At 66.2% G+C, this 16,137-nt stretch carries 13 protein-coding genes; 3 read left to right on the top strand and 10 right to left on the bottom strand.

The features are described from left to right. Positions 1-59: 59 nt before the first annotated feature. The 6 genes from EPK82_RS15055 to prfB all read right to left on the bottom strand — a co-directional run bounded on the left by EPK82_RS15055 (position 60) and on the right by prfB (position 6,236). A complete protein-coding gene (locus tag EPK82_RS15055; protein WP_134677071.1) occupies positions 60-719 on the bottom strand; it encodes a Bax inhibitor-1 family protein in 660 nt (219 codons plus the stop codon). A gap of 42 nt (positions 720-761) precedes the next feature. After that, positions 762-2,051 carry a flavohemoglobin expression-modulating QEGLA motif protein gene (locus EPK82_RS15050; protein ID WP_037049374.1) on the bottom strand — a complete coding sequence of 430 codons (1,290 nt, stop codon included), beginning with the start codon at positions 2,049-2,051 and terminating at the stop codon, positions 762-764. A gap of 8 nt (positions 2,052-2,059) precedes the next feature. Beyond that, on the bottom strand, positions 2,060-2,611 hold the full coding sequence (locus tag EPK82_RS15045; RefSeq protein ID WP_037049376.1) for a hypothetical protein: 552 nt from the start codon (positions 2,609-2,611) through the stop codon (positions 2,060-2,062). Between the two features lie 43 nt (positions 2,612-2,654). After that, the gene (locus EPK82_RS15040) at positions 2,655-3,368 is read right to left on the bottom strand and encodes a TetR/AcrR family transcriptional regulator (protein ID WP_037049378.1); all 714 of its coding nucleotides are present in this window, start codon (positions 3,366-3,368) and stop codon (positions 2,655-2,657) included. 156 nt (positions 3,369-3,524) lie between these two features. After that, positions 3,525-5,027, bottom strand: coding sequence for a lysine--tRNA ligase (gene lysS, locus EPK82_RS15035; RefSeq protein ID WP_037049380.1), 1,503 nt, complete (start codon positions 5,025-5,027; stop codon positions 3,525-3,527). Between the two features lie 113 nt (positions 5,028-5,140). Beyond that, positions 5,141-6,236 (bottom strand): peptide chain release factor 2 gene (gene prfB, locus EPK82_RS15030; protein ID WP_134677070.1). Its coding sequence is split into 2 segments (ribosomal slippage): positions 5,141-6,163 and positions 6,165-6,236, totalling 1,095 coding nucleotides; the frame shifts between segments, so codons are not numbered across the junction. Positions 6,237-6,386: 150 nt separating this feature from the next. Between prfB and EPK82_RS15025 the strand changes: the two genes are divergently transcribed. Further along, entirely contained in the window at positions 6,387-8,030 is a 1,644-nt protein-coding gene (locus EPK82_RS15025) for a sensor domain-containing diguanylate cyclase (protein WP_134677069.1), read from the top strand. Here the strand turns inward: EPK82_RS15025 and EPK82_RS15020 are convergent. After that, positions 8,023-9,675, bottom strand: a complete 1,653-nt coding sequence (locus EPK82_RS15020) for a GMC family oxidoreductase (protein ID WP_392493611.1) — start codon at positions 9,673-9,675, stop codon at positions 8,023-8,025. The genes EPK82_RS15025 and EPK82_RS15020 overlap by 8 nt on opposite strands. Positions 9,676-9,881: 206 nt before the next feature. On the opposite strand from EPK82_RS15020, the gene EPK82_RS15015 reads away from it, so the two are divergent. Next, positions 9,882-11,657 carry a SulP family inorganic anion transporter gene (locus EPK82_RS15015; protein WP_134677068.1) on the top strand — a complete coding sequence of 592 codons (1,776 nt, stop codon included), beginning with the start codon at positions 9,882-9,884 and terminating at the stop codon, positions 11,655-11,657. Positions 11,658-11,670: 13 nt separating this feature from the next. Here EPK82_RS15015 and EPK82_RS15010 read toward each other — a convergent pair whose 3' ends face one another. Further along, entirely contained in the window at positions 11,671-12,414 is a 744-nt protein-coding gene (locus EPK82_RS15010) for a tellurite resistance TerB family protein (protein WP_134677067.1), read from the bottom strand. 381 nt (positions 12,415-12,795) lie between these two features. Between EPK82_RS15010 and dapA the strand changes: the two genes are divergently transcribed. Beyond that, positions 12,796-13,662 carry a 4-hydroxy-tetrahydrodipicolinate synthase gene (dapA, locus tag EPK82_RS15005; protein ID WP_134677066.1) on the top strand — a complete coding sequence of 289 codons (867 nt, stop codon included), beginning with the start codon at positions 12,796-12,798 and terminating at the stop codon, positions 13,660-13,662. A gap of 18 nt (positions 13,663-13,680) precedes the next feature. Here dapA and recJ read toward each other — a convergent pair whose 3' ends face one another. After that, positions 13,681-15,390: a single-stranded-DNA-specific exonuclease RecJ gene (gene recJ, locus EPK82_RS15000; protein WP_134677065.1), complete on the bottom strand. Its 1,710-nt coding sequence runs from the start codon at positions 15,388-15,390 to the stop codon at positions 13,681-13,683. A gap of 187 nt (positions 15,391-15,577) precedes the next feature. Continuing rightward, positions 15,578-16,117: a YaeQ family protein gene (locus EPK82_RS14995; RefSeq protein WP_037049391.1), complete on the bottom strand. Its 540-nt coding sequence runs from the start codon at positions 16,115-16,117 to the stop codon at positions 15,578-15,580. Positions 16,118-16,137: the final 20 nt, after the last annotated feature.

Here is a 16,137-nt window from a genome sequence, read left to right as displayed (position 1 = left end):
TGGATCGTTCATATCAAGGCGGGTGACGGGCGCAGGACAACCGCCAGGCACGGCACCCTTCATTTGCGTCCCAGGATTCGCAGAATGCGCAGGAACAGGTTGATGATGTCCATGTACAGCGCGGCTGCACTGTCTATCGCGTTGTCCAGCGTCTTGGGAATCTGATTGGCGCGGCCCCAGTCATAGCCGATGTAGCCGCAGAAGATCAGCACCACAATCCAGTCGAGGATGCCATGACGGATACCGAACACCAGGACCTCCACCAGTTCCACGACGATCACCAGCAGCAGCGCGATCGTCAGCGCTGAGGCAATGCGCTGGAAGAATGCGGGAAACAAGGTACCCAGGGCCATCATGCCCAGGGTGACCAGGGCCGTCAGGCGGATCGCCTGCTGAACGAGGTTCGCGTCGTAACGGCTGACGACCAGGTTGATGATCAGGCCGAACGGCACCACGACCAGGTTGTAGCCGACGAAACTCACCAGGGGATTGCTGGAGCTGGAGAACAGGTAGACGCCCAGCATGCAGGACGCGAAGTATCCGCCGAAGAAGACCCAGATATTGATGCTGCGTATCCACTCGACGCTGATCGCGTCCACCATCCCCCAGTTGACCGCGAAGCCCCAGAGCAGGGTCAAGCCGATAACCAGGTTGTAGACCGCAGGACTGATGGTGCGATCCGTGAGCTGCACTTGCCGCTCGAAAACCGAATGTTCCATGTTGTACTCCCTGTACAGAGAAATGCGGCGCCCGTCCGGCGCCTAGAGGATGTTGGCGTAGTCCGCTTCGATGCGGTCCATGCTCAAGTGGTTGAGGAAGTTGGAGAAGCACATCCAGGCCGACAGTGCATTCATGTCCTGGAACTGCTGCGGCAGGTACTTGGGCGGCAGCACCAGTCCCTCGTCGACCAGCTTGCGCAGGGTGCGCATGTCTTCCAGGGTGGTCTTGCCGCAGAACAACAGCGGGATCTGCTCCAGCTTGCCCTTGCGCACCGCCAACTGGATGTAGTTGTAGATGAGGATGAAGCCCTTCAGGTAGGACAGGTCCTTGGTGAACGGCAGGCCGCTCGGCAGGGAGCCACGAAACACCCGGCTGGCGTTGCTGTAGCTGCCTTCCAGGCCGTAGCCCTGCTCGCGGAAGAATTCGAAGACCTGGAGGAAATCCGCGCCCTCCTCGGCCATGTGGATGGCGCGGGTGCGGTTGGTCAGCTTGCGCAGGCGGGTCGGGTAGGAGGCGAAGGCGATCACCTCCATGAGAATCGCCAGGCCTTCCTGCGTCACCGTCGACGAGGGCGGCCCCTTGGCCAGGAAGGTGCAGATCGGCTGGTTCAGGCCGTTGAGGGTGGTGCCTACGTGCACCAGCCCTTCGTGCACCTCCAGCGCCTTGACGTCACGCTCGTTGAAGCGCGCATCGCTGCGGATCTTGATGTAGTCGGCGCCGGCGGCGGCGTCGGCGAGAATCCCGTCGGACTCCAGCACCCGCACGGTGTCGTCACCGAACACCTCGGCCAGGCGCTGCTGCAGCATGTTCACCGCATCCCCGGCGCCCAGCGTCTTGGCTTCGTCTTCCAGGTCGCCACGGGCGTCGATGTTGTTGAGGTAGTCGGAGAGCATCAGGCCGAGGTCGGCCAGCGTCGGATCGCCGGCGTGGAAGGCATCGGAGGCCGAACCGTAGAGCTCCTGGCTGATCAGGCCGAAGTCCTCGGTGCCACGCGCCTCGAGCATGCGGATGACCATGCGGTACTCGCGGCACATGCGCCGCATGATCTGCCCCACCGGGCTGAACTGACCCAGCTGGCGGGTGATGTCACGCTCGATGTTCTGGAACTCCAGGCGCTTGGCGGCGGCATCGAAGCCCAGCGGACGGCCCAGGTAATAGGCGCGATCGATGGCCGGCGGCTGCTTGCCCTTGGCCTTGAGGAAACCGTCGCGGATGCCGTCGTCCCACTTCACCGCGTCGAGCACGCGGATCGGTGTCTGCGCCTCGACGATGCGGTCGCTCAGGGCGCGGATACCGAGTTGATAGTCGTCCAGTTTCTGCTGGCTGTTCATTGCACTCCCTACTCGGCAACCCGCTGATAGCGCGCGATCTCGACGAACAGATCGGCATTGGCCGGATCGTCGAGGTAAGCGAACACCCGGTCCAGCGGGCTGGTGATCAAGGCACCGTCGGCTTCGGGCATGGAGACCATCTGGCCTTCCAGCAGGCCCTTGTCCATGTCCTGAAGAATACGGTCGGTGTCGAGGTTATACACCACCAGCTCGTTGTCCCTGGTCAGCTCGAAGCCGGCGATGGCGAAATTGGCGCCCAGGCTCTTCGGCAAACCGGCCGAAAGGTACCAGCGGCGGCCGTGGTGGGCGACGGTGAAGCCGAACTCCTCGAGGCTGTCGAGGTTGTCCGGGCTGCCTTCGTAGATGCGCGCCTCGTACAGGTTGGAGCCGGCCCGGGTGATCTCCAGGAACAGCTGATCGCCCCACTCGTCCTCGCGGCTCCATTCGCCCAGCAGCGGCATGGGCGCCGCCTCGTTGGCCGGAATTGGGTCCTTGAAGGTGACCAGGCAGCCACTCAACAGCAGGAAGGACAGGGCGACCAGTGCGCGCCAGGCTTTCATTTCGCTCTCCTTGTGAAAAACCCTCGACCGCGAGATCGAGGACTTACAACCCCAGAACCAGGTTCATGTAGCGCTTAAGGATGGCCAGCATTCCTTGGCTGTCCAGATGCTCGACACCGTCCAGCAAGCCCTGATACTCCATCCGCATGATGGTGGCCGTCAACAGCACGGCATCCTGCTCCGGCTGGCGCGAACCGAGCACCTCGAAGAAGTGGGTGACGCCCTGCTGGAGAATCTGCCGATGCGCCCGCACCAGGTCGCTCAGGCGCGGGTTGAGCAAGGCTTCCTGCTGGAACGCCTGCTCGGCGATCAGGTGGTCACGTCGATCACGCAGCTGGCGCTGGACGTACTGCACCGCCAGCTCGGCGATCTCGTCGGCCAGTTGCCGGCGCGCCCGCTCGCTGCCGTCGAGACGCCCGACCAGCTCCTGCAGCACGCCCTGGGTGCCGGCCCAGAATGCTGCCATCTGCGCAGCGCTGCGCTCGACGAACTGGGCGAAGGTATCGGTGATCAGGTCATCGATGTCCTTGAAGTAGTAGGTCGTCGCGGACAGCGGCACCTGAGCCTCGGCCGCCACCGCGCGATGACGCACCGAGCGCACGCCGTCACGCACTATGATGCGCATGGCCGCGTCGAGAATCGCCTGGCGCCGCTGCTCGCTGCCCTGGCGGCTGGCCTTGCGTCCTTGATACTGGACACTTTCGACGACGGCACTGGCCGCCTGACTGGCATTCGGGGACGCAGGCACAGGACTCACGGCGGGAAGACCTCTACGTTCTGATTATGAGGGGCAGAGTACTGGGTTCGCCGATCAACCAAAAGGCCGGATGCGCCTGCCTGTCGCACCGTCAACGAACCGCGGGCAGAAAACAGATAGCAAGAAGCCGCCCTTGGGCGGCTTCTTGCTGGAACATCAGGCCTGCGGGCGCATGTGCGGGAACAGGATGACGTCGCGAATCGACGGCGAGTTGGTCAGCAGCATCACCAGGCGATCGATGCCGATGCCCTCACCGGCGGTCGGCGGCATGCCGTATTCCAGCGCGCGAACGAAGTCGGCATCGTAGTGCATGGCCTCGTCGTCGCCGGCGTCCTTCTCGGCCACCTGAGCGAGGAAGCGTTCGGCCTGGTCTTCGGCGTCGTTGAGCTCGGAGTAGGCGTTGGCGATCTCGCGGCCACCGATGAACAGCTCGAAACGGTCGGTGACGCTGGGGTTGTCATCGTTGCGACGGGCCAGCGGCGAGACCTCGAACGGGTACTCGGTGATGAAGTGCGGCTGCTCCAGCTTGCTCTCCACCAGTTCCTCGAAAATCATCACCTGCAACTTGCCCAGGCCTTCGTGGCCGAGCACCTTGGCGCCGGCCTTCTTGGCGATGGCACGGGCCTTGTCGACGTCATTGAGGTCGGCCTCGGTGAGGTCCGGGTTGTACTTGAGGATCGAGTCGTACACCGACAGGCGTACGAACGGCTCGCCGAAGTGGAACACCTTGTCGCCGTACGGCACGTCGGTGCTGCCCAGCACGGCCAGGGCCAGCTCGCGGAACAGTTCCTCGGTGAGGTCCATGTTGTCGCGGTAGTCGGCGTAGGCCTGATAGAACTCGAGCATGGTGAACTCGGGGTTGTGCCGGGTCGACACGCCCTCGTTACGGAAGTTGCGGTTGATCTCGAACACTTTCTCGAAGCCGCCAACAACAAGGCGCTTGAGGTACAGCTCCGGGGCGATACGCAGGAACATGGCCATGTCCAGCGCGTTGTGATGGGTCTCGAACGGCTTGGCCGCGGCGCCGCCCGGAATGGTCTGCAGCATCGGGGTTTCGACTTCGAGGAAGCCGCGCTCGTTGAGGAAGCGACGGATGTGCGCGATCACCTGCGAACGCACGCGGAAGGTGTGGCGGGTTTCCTCGTTGACGATCAGGTCGACGTAGCGCTGGCGGTAGCGCTGCTCGGTGTCGGTCAGGCCGTGGTGCTTGTCCGGCAGCGGGCGCAGCGACTTGGTCAGCAGGCGCACGTCGGTCATGTGCACGTACAGGTCACCCTTGCCGGAGCGCGCCAGGGTGCCTTCGGCGGCGATGATGTCGCCCAGGTCCCAGCTCTTGATCGCTTCCAGGGTCTCGGCCGGCAGGCCCTTGCGGTCGACGTAGACCTGCAGGCGACCGGAGGTGTCCTGCAGCACCATGAAGGCGCCACGGTTGAGCATGATGCGCCCGGCGATCTTCACCGGGATGGCAGCGGCCTCCAACTCTTCCTTGCTCTTGCCCTCGTACTGTTTCTGCAGCTCGGCGCACAGGCTGTCACGGCGGAAATCGTTGGGGAAGGCAATGCCCTGCTCACGGACGGCAGCAAGCTTTTCCTTGCGCTGGGCAATCAGCTTGTTTTCTTCCTGTTGCAGTTCGTTCTGGTCGAGTTGTTGGTCGCTCATGGTCGCTTTATCTGCCTGGCGTCTAGATCAAATGGGGTTTGGTAGGAGCCCGCTTGCTGGCGATCACGCTCCCGAAGAGCATCGCCAGCAAGCTGGCTCCTACAGGGTAAGGCTTACAGGCCCTGCTTGAGGCTGGCCTCGAGGTAACCGTCGAGATCGCCATCGAGCACCTTCTGGCAGTCGCTACGCTCGACACCGGTACGCAGGTCCTTGATCCGCGAATCGTCGAGCACGTAGGAGCGGATCTGGTGACCCCAGCCGATGTCCGACTTGCTGTCTTCCAGTGCCTGCGAAGCGGCGTTGCGCTTCTGCATCTCCAGCTCGTACAACTTGGCCCGCAGCATTTTCATGGCGGTGTCCTTGTTGGCGTGCTGCGAACGTTCGTTCTGGCAGGCCACCACGGTGTTGGTCGGCACGTGAGTGATCCGCACCGCCGAGTCGGTGGTGTTGACGTGCTGACCACCGGCCCCGGAGGAGCGGTAGGTGTCGATGCGCAGGTCGGACGGGTTGATCTCGATGTCCACCTTGTCGTCGATCTCCGGCGAGACGAACACCGCCGAGAACGAGGTGTGGCGGCGCGCGCCGGAGTCGAACGGGCTCTTGCGCACCAGACGGTGCACGCCGATCTCGGTGCGCAGCCAGCCGAAGGCGTACTCGCCCTTGATGTGCACGGTGGCACCCTTGATACCGGCGACTTCACCTTCGGACAGCTCGACGATCTCGGCACTGAAGCCGCGCTTGTCGGCCCAGCGCAGGTACATGCGCAGGAGGATGTTGGCCCAGTCCTGGGCCTCGGTGCCGCCGGAGCCGGCCTGGATGTCCAGGTAGCAGTTGTTCGGGTCCATCTCGCCGCTGAACATGCGGCGGAATTCCAGCTTCTCGAGAATCTCGCGCAGGCGCTCGACTTCGGCGGCGATATCGCTCACCGCGCCTTCGTCGTTCTCTTCGGCGGCCATTTCCAGCAGGTCCCTGGAATCGGCCAGGCTGCCGGTGAGGTCATCGATGGTTTCGACGATCTGCGCCAGCATGGCGCGCTCACGGCCCAGGCTCTGCGCGTACTCGGGCTTGTTCCAGACGCTGGCGTCTTCCAGCTCGCGGTTTACTTCGACCAGGCGATCATGCTTGTGATCGTAGTCAAAGATACCCCCGAATCGACTGGGTTCGCTCGGACAGGTCCTTGATGGCGTTGAGGATCGGATTGATTTCCATGGTGGTCGGCGCTCGCGGCAAATCGGACGGAAAAGCCGGCGATTATACCCGAGCCGGCCCAGGCTGGCAGCCCACTATCGGCTGTCAATCGCAACTCTCTGGATCAACGGTGCATATACTGAGCTGACGACTTCAGACGAGCCCCACCCCATGCTCCCATCACACAGCATGCGCAGCCATATCGCCCTGTTCATCGCCGTCCTGGTCAGCCTGCTCTGCGCCCTGCTGGGGTCGTTGATCAGCCAGCACAGCAGCCAGCAGATTCGCCAGAACGTCGGCGGCGACCTGGCGGAGGTGTCGTTCGCCATGGTCGGTCGTCTCGACCGCGACATGGCCTCGCGGGCCTCCGTACTGCGCCTCCTTGGCAGCCAGCAGGCGCTGCTCGCGCCGAACGACTCGCGCGAGATACGCCGCCTGCTGGACAGCCTGCAGCAGGAAATGCCGAGCATGTCCTGGATCGGCTTTACCGACCCGCAAGGCCTGGTCCTGGCCTCCAGCAACGGCGTGCTCGAGGGTGTCAGCATCGCCCAGCGGCCCGTCTACCTCCAGGGCCGCGACGGCCTGTTCATCGGCGATGTGCATGACGCGGTGCTGCTCGCCAACCTGTTGCCCAACCCGACGGGCGAGGCGATGAAGTTCGTCGATATCAGCCTGCCGATTCATGGGAGCGACGGCAATCTGGTCGGCGTGCTGGCCAGCCACCTGTCCTGGGCCTGGGCCGACGAGGTGCGCCGGTCGATCCTGGCGCCGAGCCAGGACCGCCACCTGGTCGAGTTCTTCGTGATCGGTCAGGATCACAGCATCCTTCTCGGCCCGCGCGCCATGATCGGCCAGAAGCTGGAGTTGCCCGTTCTCGGCGAACTGCAGCCTGGCCAGAGCCGCTGGAGGATTCAGCGCTGGCCCGATGGCGAGGAATACCTGACTGGCCTCACCCTGAGCCAGGGTTATCAGGACTACCCCGGCCTGGGCTGGACGGTGGTCGCGCGCCAGTCGCTGGAGCAGGCCTATGCCCCGGCCCATGAGCTGCGCACCAACATCCTGTTCATCGGTGGCGGACTGGCGATGATCTTCGCCTTTCTCGGCTGGCTGATCAGCGGCTACTTCACCCGCCCGCTGCAGGACATCGCCAGCGCAGCGGATCGCCTCAGCGCCGGCGAGGCGACGGAAATCCCCGAATTGCAGGGCAGCCGCGAAGTACGCCAGCTGAGCCATTCGATCCGCCACCTGGTGGAAAGCCTGACCCAGCAGCAGACGGCCCTCGGCGTGATGGAAAGCCTGGCTCACCACGATGCGCTCACCGGGTTGCCCAACCGCATCGCCCTGGAGAAATTCCTGCCCCTGGCACAGCAGCGCAGCCGCCTGCTGCAGGGCTGCCTGGCCCTGCTGTACCTCGACCTGGACGGCTTCAAACCGATCAACGACAGCCATGGCCACGCGGCTGGCGACCAACTGCTGGCCGAAGTCGCACAGCGCCTGCGCCACTGCCTGCGCGAGGGCGACATGGTCGCGCGCCTGGGTGGCGACGAGTTCGTGATGGTGCTGCTGGTGCCCGAGCAGGACGCCCAGCGTCATGCTCAGCTGGTGGCCGAACGCACCATCGCCGCGCTCGGCATGCCCATCACGCTGGAGGCGGGACAGGTCAACATCGGCTGCAGTGTCGGCGGCGCGATCTGGCCACAGGATCACGACAACCTGGGCAACGTCCTGCAACTGGCCGACCTGGCGCTCTACCAGGCCAAGCACGGGGGGCGCAACTGCGCCCGCTTTCATCAGCCAGCGGCTGACCTCAGCTGAGCGCGACGGCCTGGGGCGCAACGACGCTCGCCGGGCGCTGCGCATCCTCGGCGATCATCTGCGCGGCCTTCTCGGCGATCATCAGTACCGGCGAGCAGGTGTTGCCGGAGGTGATGCTCGGCATGATCGACGCGTCGACCACGCGCAGACCGGCAATGCCGTGCACGCGCAGACGCGCATCGACCACGGCGTCGCGCCCCTGGCCCATCGCACAGGTGCCGACGGGGTGGAAGATGGTGGTGCCGATCTCCCCCGCCGCCTGCCGCAGGTCCGCGTCGCTGCGATAGTCCGGCCCCGGCTTGTATTCCTGCGGGTGGTAGGGGACCAGTGCCGGGGCTGCGGCAATCTCGCGGGTCAGGCGAATCGCATCGGCGGCCACCTGCAGATCGCGCTCGTCACTCAGGTAGTTGGGGCGGATCGCCGGCGCGACACTGGCGTCCGCCGAGCGGATTTCGACGCAGCCACGGCTCTCCGGGCGCAGGTTGCAGACCGACGCGGTGAACGCGGGGAAGTCATGCAATGGCTCGCCAAAGCGTTCCAGCGACAACGGCTGCACGTGATATTGCAGGTTGGCGCGCGCCTGACCGGGGTCGGATTTGGCGAAGGCGCCGAGCTGGCTGGGCGCCATCGACAGCGGCCCGCTGCGCTTGAGCAGGTACTCCAGTCCCATGCCCAGCTTGCCCCAGGGCGTTGCGGCGATGCGGTTCAGCGTCTTCACCCCCTCGATGCGGTAGATCAGGCGCAGTTGCAGGTGATCCTGCAGATTCGCACCCACCCCTGGCAGTTCGTGGCGCACACCGATCCCCAGCCGTTCCAGCAGCGGTCGCGGGCCGATACCCGAGCGCTGCAGCAAGGCCGGCGAGCCAATGGCGCCGGCGCACAGAAGCACTTCGCGGCGCGCGGCGATGCGCAGTGCCCGCCCCTGCCAGCGCAGCTGCACGGCGCTGGCGCGACTCTGCTCCAGCTCCAGGCGCTCGGCCTCGGCACCGGTCAGCACCTGCAGATTGGGGCGCTGGCCGATATCGCGCAGAAAGGCTTTCGAGGCGTTCCAGCGCACGCCGTGTCGCTGATTGACCTGGAAGTAACCGCACCCTTCGTTGTCGCCGCCATTGAAGTCGTCGATGCTGGCGATGCCGCGCTGCGCCGCCGCGTGGCGGAAGGCCTCGAGAATCTCCCAGGACAGGCGCTGGCGCTCGACCCGCCACTCGCCATCAGCGCCATGCAGTTCGCTGGCTCCGGCAAAATGGTTCTCCGAGCGCTTGAACAGGGGCAGCACGTCGCGCCAGGCCCAGCCCGGGTTGCCCGCCGCCGCCCAGCCGTCATAGTCGGCAGCCTGCCCGCGCATGTAGATCATGCCGTTGATCGAGGAGCTGCCGCCGAGCACCCGCCCACGCGGGTACTTCAGCGAACGACCGTGCAGGCCGGGGTCCGCCTCGGTGCTGTAGCACCAGTCGGTACGCGGATTGCCGATGCAGTAGAGGTAACCGACCGGGATGTGGATCCAGGGGTAGTTGTCCGGGCCGCCGGCCTCGATCAGCAACACGCTGACGGAGGGGTCTGCGGACAGACGATTGGCCAGCAGGCAACCGGCCGGGCCGGCACCGACGATCAGGTAGTCGTAACTCTCCAGGGGCAACTGCGCCATGAGCATCCTCGCGAGGCGGCGGATCGAAACCCCGAGCCTAACGGGCATCGCGTCGCAACAGTATGATCTTTTGGTCTGACATGCAGCGCGTGAATATCCCTGCAGAACCTCTGCGGAAACACCGGCAAGACAGTGCAACGCCGCCAGGCTGGTGAGGCGCCCCTACTCTGCGCTTTACTAGGCAGATGTCTCCCGAGCGCCACGCGATGCCCGCCCCTCACTACAAATCGCTTCCCGTCATCGTGCAGCAACGCGGCTGGCGACGCTGGCTCCCTGGTCTGCACACGCTGCTCCACTATCGCCTGGGCTGGCTGCCCAGGGACATCGCCGCCGGCCTGGTGCTGACCAGCATGCTGGTGCCGGTGGGCATCGCCTATGCCGAAGCCTCGGGCGTCGCCGGCATCTACGGCCTGTACGCCACCATCGTGCCGCTGCTGGCCTACGCCCTGTTCGGCCCCAGCCGCATCCTGGTGCTCGGCCCCGACTCGGCCCTGACCGCAGTGATTCTCGCCGTGGTCCTGCCGCTGTCGGGAGGTGATCCGCTGCGGGCGATCACCCTGGCCAGCATGATGGCCGTGGTGGCCGGCCTGACCTGCATCGTCGCCGGCCTGCTGCGCCTGGGCTTCATCACCGAGTTGCTGTCCAAGCCGATTCGCTACGGCTACATGAACGGCATCGCCCTGAGCGTGGTGATCAGCCAGACGCCCAAGCTGCTCGGCTTCTCCATCGACAGCCAGGGACCGGTGCAGGACATCTGGGCCATCGTCGGCGGCGTGCTGGACGCGCAATTTAACTGGGCCAGCCTGGCCATCGGCGGCGGCACGCTGGCGCTGATCCTGCTGCTGCGGCGCTTCAAGCGCCTGCCCGGCATCCTCATCGCCGTCACCCTCGCCACCCTGGCGGTGGAGCTGCTGGACCTCGCCCGCCATGGCGCCAGCGTCCTCGGCGAACTGCCGCAGGGGCTGCCGGGCTTCACCCTGCCCTGGCTCAGCGGCATCGATCTGTCCGCCGTCGTGCTCGGCGGTGTGGCGGCGGCGCTGGTCGCCTTCGCTGACACCAGCGTGCTGTCGCGCACCTATGCCGCGCGCAGTGGCCGCCATGTCGACCCCAACCAGGAGATGGTCGGCCTGGGGGCCGCCAACCTGATCGGCGGTTTCTTCCAGGGGTTCCCGATCAGCAGCAGCTCGTCACGCACACCGGTAGCCGAGGCCGCCGGGGCACAGACGCAGATGGCCGGCGTCGTCGGCGCCCTGGCGGTCGCCCTGCTGCTGGTCGCCGCCCCCAACCTGATGCAGCACCTGCCCACCAGCGCCCTGGCGGCGGTGGTGATCGCTGCCGTGATCGGCCTGTTCGAGGTGCGAGACCTCATGCGCATCTATCGCGTGCAACAGTGGGAGTTCTGGCTGTCGATGGCCTGCTTCGCCGGCGTCGCCACCTTCGGAGCCATCCCCGGCATCGGCATTGCTGTGCTGCTGGCGGTGATCGAGTTTCTCTGGGATGGCTGGCGTCCGCACTACGCGGTGCTGGGCCAGGTCGACGGCGTACGGGGCTTTCACGATATCCAGCGCCACCCGGAAGCCCGCCTGATACCTGGCCTGCTGCTGTTGCGCTGGGATGCGCCGCTGTTCTTCGCCAATGCCGAACAGTTCCAGCAGTGCGTGCTACAGGCGATCACCCGCTCGCCGACGCCGGTGCGTCGCCTGGTCATCGCCGCCGAGCCGGTGACCAGCATCGACGTCACCTCCGCCGACATGCTCGCCGAACTGGAGCAGATGCTGGCCGAAGCCGGCATCGAACTGCATTTCGCCGAGGTCAAGGGGCCGGTCAAGGACAAGTTCAGGCGCTTCGGGCTCCTGCGGGAAAACCGCGAACAGCGTATCCAGCCCACGGTAGGCGCCGCAGTCGACGCCTACCTCGCCGATCATGACGTCGACTGGCAGGCCGAGAACAGAGTGCCGGGCCGCGCCTGGCACAGGGACTGATGCGCACGCCGCATCAGCGGACGCCGGACAGCTCCTGACGCACCTGCGCCTCCAGCTCGGCCTTCAGCGCCGGCGCCAGCTGCAGCTGGCGCGCCAGCTCCTCGAGGTAGGCACGCTCCATGAAGTGCTCCTCATCCACCATCAGCACGCTGGCCAGGTACATCTCGGCGGCCATTTCCGGCGTGGTCGCGGCGCGGGCGACATCGGCGGGGTCGAGCGGCTTGTTCAGCTCGGTGTGCAGCCAGCCCTGCAGCTCGGCGTCCTGCGCCAGCTTGCCGAGTTCCTCCTCGATCAACTGACGCTCGCGGGCGTCCACATGGCCGTCGGCCTTGGCCGCTGCCACCAGCGCCTTGAGAATCGCCCGGCTGTGCTGCTCGGCCTGCGGCGCCGGCAGGCGGTCCAGCGTCTGCGGCTCGAGCGGCTGCGCGCCACTCTGCTGGGCCTGCTGCGCCTGCCAGTTGCCGTAAGCCTTGTAGGCCAGCACGCCAAGCGCAGCCAGGCCACCGTAGACCGCCACCTTGCCGCCCACCTTGCGCACCCGCTTGTTGCCCAGCAGCATGGCCAGCGCCGCACCGCCGCCAGCGCCCTTGAGCATGGCGCCGAGATCGCTGCCGCCCTTGCTGCCGGAACCTGCGCCACCACCGAGCAACCCACCGAGCGCGCCGCCCAGCCCCGACGACGCACCGCCCGCCCCTTTCTGTTGCAGCAGCTCCTGACCGGATTTGAGCAGTTGATCGAGCAAGCCACGGGTATTCATTGAGCATCCTCCTGAGGAAATCCGCTCGAGTGTAGGCCTCGTCCCCTGGCCGGGCAGCCTGCGGAATGCTTCCAGATATTACCGTCGCTCGCGCTTGACAGCCGCGCGCCGGGCCAAGCACCATCGGCGAACGATTGATGCAACGGGCCTCCCATGTACGCCACCTTCGACCACAGCTCACTGCTCCCAGGCTTCCGTGCCTGCCAGTGCGCGTGCGTCGTCGTTGCCAAGAAATCCAAGAAACAGTCGCTCATTTGACCGGGGCGCGCTGTCCCGTCAGATGGGCTGACAGGACACCAGGCGCCAGGTTCATACCCTCCAGCACCTCTCCCGCACCCTCCCTGACGGCGACCAGACGGTCAGTCGCAAGGAGAGTTTCACATGTCCAGTTTCAGTGGTATCTGGGTCGCCCTGGCCACCCCGTTGCGCAACGGTGAGATCGACTTCGCCAGCCTCGATCGGCTGGTGCAGCGGTTGCTCGCCGATGGCGCGGCCGGCCTGGTGGTGTGCGGCACCACGGGCGAAGCCGCGGCCTTGAGCGAGGACGAACAGCTCGCCGTGCTCGACGCCGTGTTGCGCCAGGCCGCGCCGCACCAGGTGATCATGGGCCTGGCCGGCAACCAGCTGAATGCCCTGCTCGATCGGCAGCGGGAGATCCAGCGCCGCCCGCTGGCCGGGCTGCTGGTACCGGCGCCTTACTACATTCGCCCCTCCCAGGCCGGGCTGGAGCACTTCTTCACCACCCTGGCCGATGCCGCCAGCGTCCCGCTGGTGCTCTACGACATCCCCTACCGGACCGGCGTGCGGATCGAGCGCGACACGCTGCGCCGCATCGTGCGCCACGCCAGTATCGCCGCCATCAAGGACTGTGCAGGCGATGCGGAAACCACCATGGCCCTGATCGCGGACGCACAGGTGCAGGTGCTTGCCGGTGAGGATACGCAGATATTCAGCACCCTGTGCCTGGGCGGCCATGGCGCCATCTCGGCCTCGGCGCATGTCCGCACCGACCTTTATGCGCGCATGCACGCGTGCGTCATGCAGGGTGATCTGCGCGGCGCCCGGCAATTGCACTATCGCCTGTTGCCCTGGATGCAGGCGGCCTTCTGCGAAGCCAACCCGGCTGCGCTGAAAGCGGCCCTGGCCCTGCTGGGGCTGAGCAGCGACGAGGTGCGCGCACCGATCCTGCCCTGCTCGCCGGCCAACCGCGAACAGCTGCGCCAGGTACTCGAAGGCCTGGCGAATTAGCTCCCGCGCTGCCCCGCCTCAGCGCGGGGCGATATGCGCCACCATCAGCTGCACGCTCTCGTTGCCGCGAAACTCGTTGAGGTCGAGCTTGTAGGCCACCTCGGCCCAGCGCAGCGTGGGGTTGGGCCAGATGTCGCGGTCGATGTTGAAGGCGATGCCGTCGAGCTGCACGCTGCCGCACTCGGTCTTGAGCACCAGCTTCAGGTGACGCTCGCCGACGATGCGCTGGCCCACGATCTGGAACACGCCGTGGAACAGCGGCTCGGGGAAGTGCTGGCCCCAGGGCCCGGCATTGCGCAGCGCACGAGCCAGTTCGAGGTGAAACTCGGTGGCGTCGAGCTGACCGTCGGAAAGCAGCCTGCCGGTGAGGTCATCCTCGCTGAGCTGACGGCGCACCTCGGCATCGAAGGCCGCGGCGAAGGCACCGAAATGTTCTTGTCGCAGGGACAGCCCGGCGGCCATGGCGTGCCCGCCGAACTTGCTGATCAGCCCCGGATGTCGCGCCGCCACCGCGTCCAGCGCGTCGCGGATATGCAACCCTGGCACCGAGCGCGCCGAGCCCTTGAGCATGCCATCGCCAGCATCGGCGAAGGCGATGGCCGGACGGTGGTAGCGCTCTTTCAGGCGCGAGGCGAGGATGCCGATTACCCCCTGGTGCCAGTCCGGCTCGAACAGGCACAGGCCGAACGGCATGTCCGCCACGGGCAGGTCCTTGAGCTGGGCCAGCGCCTCGCGCTGCATGCCCTGCTCGATGGCCTTGCGGTCCTGGTTGAGCTGGTCGAGCTGCACCGCCATGTCGCGGGCCAGCGCTTCGTCGTCGCTGAGCAGGCACTCGATCCCCAGGCTCATGTCGTCCAGGCGCCCCGCCGCATTCAGTCGCGGGCCGAGGATGAACCCCAGGTCGGTGGAGGTGATGCGCCGATGATCGCGCCCGGCCACTTCGAGAATCGCCCGCAGCCCGGGCCGCGCACGGCCGGCACGGATACGCGCCAGCCCCTGGTGGACCAGGATGCGGTTGTTGGCATCCAGCGGCACCACGTCGGCCACGCTGCCGAGCGCCACCAGGTCGAGCAGCTCGCCCAGGTTCGGCTCCTGGCGAGTGGCGAACCAGCCGCTTTCACGCAGGCGTGCCCGCAGCGCCAGCAGCACGTAGAACATCACCCCGACCCCGGCCATGGCCTTGCTCGGGAACTCGCAGCCGGGCTGGTTGGGATTGACGATGGCGTCGGCCTGCGGCAATTCGGGCCCCGGCAGGTGGTGGTCGGTCACCAGCACCTTGAGTCCGGCCTCCTTGGCCGCAGCCACGCCTTCGACGCTGGAAATGCCGTTGTCCACGGTCAGCAGCAGGTCGGGCTGGCGCTGCAGCGCCACGGCGACGATCTCCGGGGTCAGGCCGTAGCCGAATTCGAAGCGGTTGGGCACCAGGTAGTCGACATGCGCCGCGCCGAGCAGACGCAGGCCGAGCACGCCGACGCTGCTGGCGGTGGCGCCGTCGGCATCGAAGTCACCGACGATGAGGATGCGCTGGCGCTGCTCGAGCGCCTCGACCAGCAGCTCCACCGCCGCCGTCATGCCCTTGAGCTGCTGATACGGAATCAGCCGCGCCAGGCCCTTGTCCAGCTCCTCGGCGGACTGCACACCACGGGCGGCGTACAGGCGGGTCAGCAAGGGCGGCAGGTTGCCCAGGTCGGGCAACTGAGCAGGCAAGGGACGGGCTTCGATACGCATGAACAAAAGGTCGCTTTTCAGATGTGGCCCGGATGCAGTCCGGACATTGGGTAGGGGCGGCCCCGGATCGCATCCGGGCTACGGCTCGACACTCGCCGGGCTGATGCGCAGGGTGGGCGACACGGCATCCATCCACCCCGCACACGCGTTGTGCTGGACGAAAAGGGCGTCGTCCACCCTACAGCGCTCAGCGCTGGCCGGCCAACCACTCCAGCGGAATCTCGTGCTGGCCGCGCTCGTCGGTGACGAACAGCTCGCCATCGCTGATCATCACGCTCCAGCTGAGCGAGCGCGGCAGGTCCAGCGACAGCTCGGCCAGCGCCTCCTGCCCCAGGGCCACGACGTTGATGTTCTTCAGGCTGCGCACCGGGTCGAGGCACTTGCCCTGCCACACGCGCAGGTTGCCGTAGGCCACCAGGCTGAACTTCTCGGTACGCCGCGAGCACCAGGTGATGCGCTCGCTGTCCGGTTGCCCCACCTCGATCCAGTGCAGCACGCGATCATCCAGGCTCTTCTCCCACAGCGCCGGCTCGTCGACGTCCGACAGACCACGGCCGAAGGCCAGTTGCTCGTCGTAGAACAGCGCATAGGCGATCAACCGCGCGGCCAGACGCTCCTCGGTTTCCGAAGGATGGCGGGCGACGGTGAAACGCAGGGTCTGGTAGACGCTGCGATCCATGTCGGTGAGGTTCAGGTCGATCTTGTAGGTGGTCGATGGCAGGGCCATGGCGGGCTTCTTGGCTGGTC

Origin of the sequence: Ectopseudomonas khazarica (genome assembly GCF_004521985.1) — a bacterium.
In the GTDB taxonomy this organism is placed as follows: Bacteria; Pseudomonadota; Gammaproteobacteria; order Pseudomonadales; family Pseudomonadaceae; genus Aquipseudomonas; species Aquipseudomonas khazarica.
The sequence above is the reverse complement of the archived record's forward strand: the minus strand, read 5'-3'. Positions and strand labels throughout refer to the sequence as shown.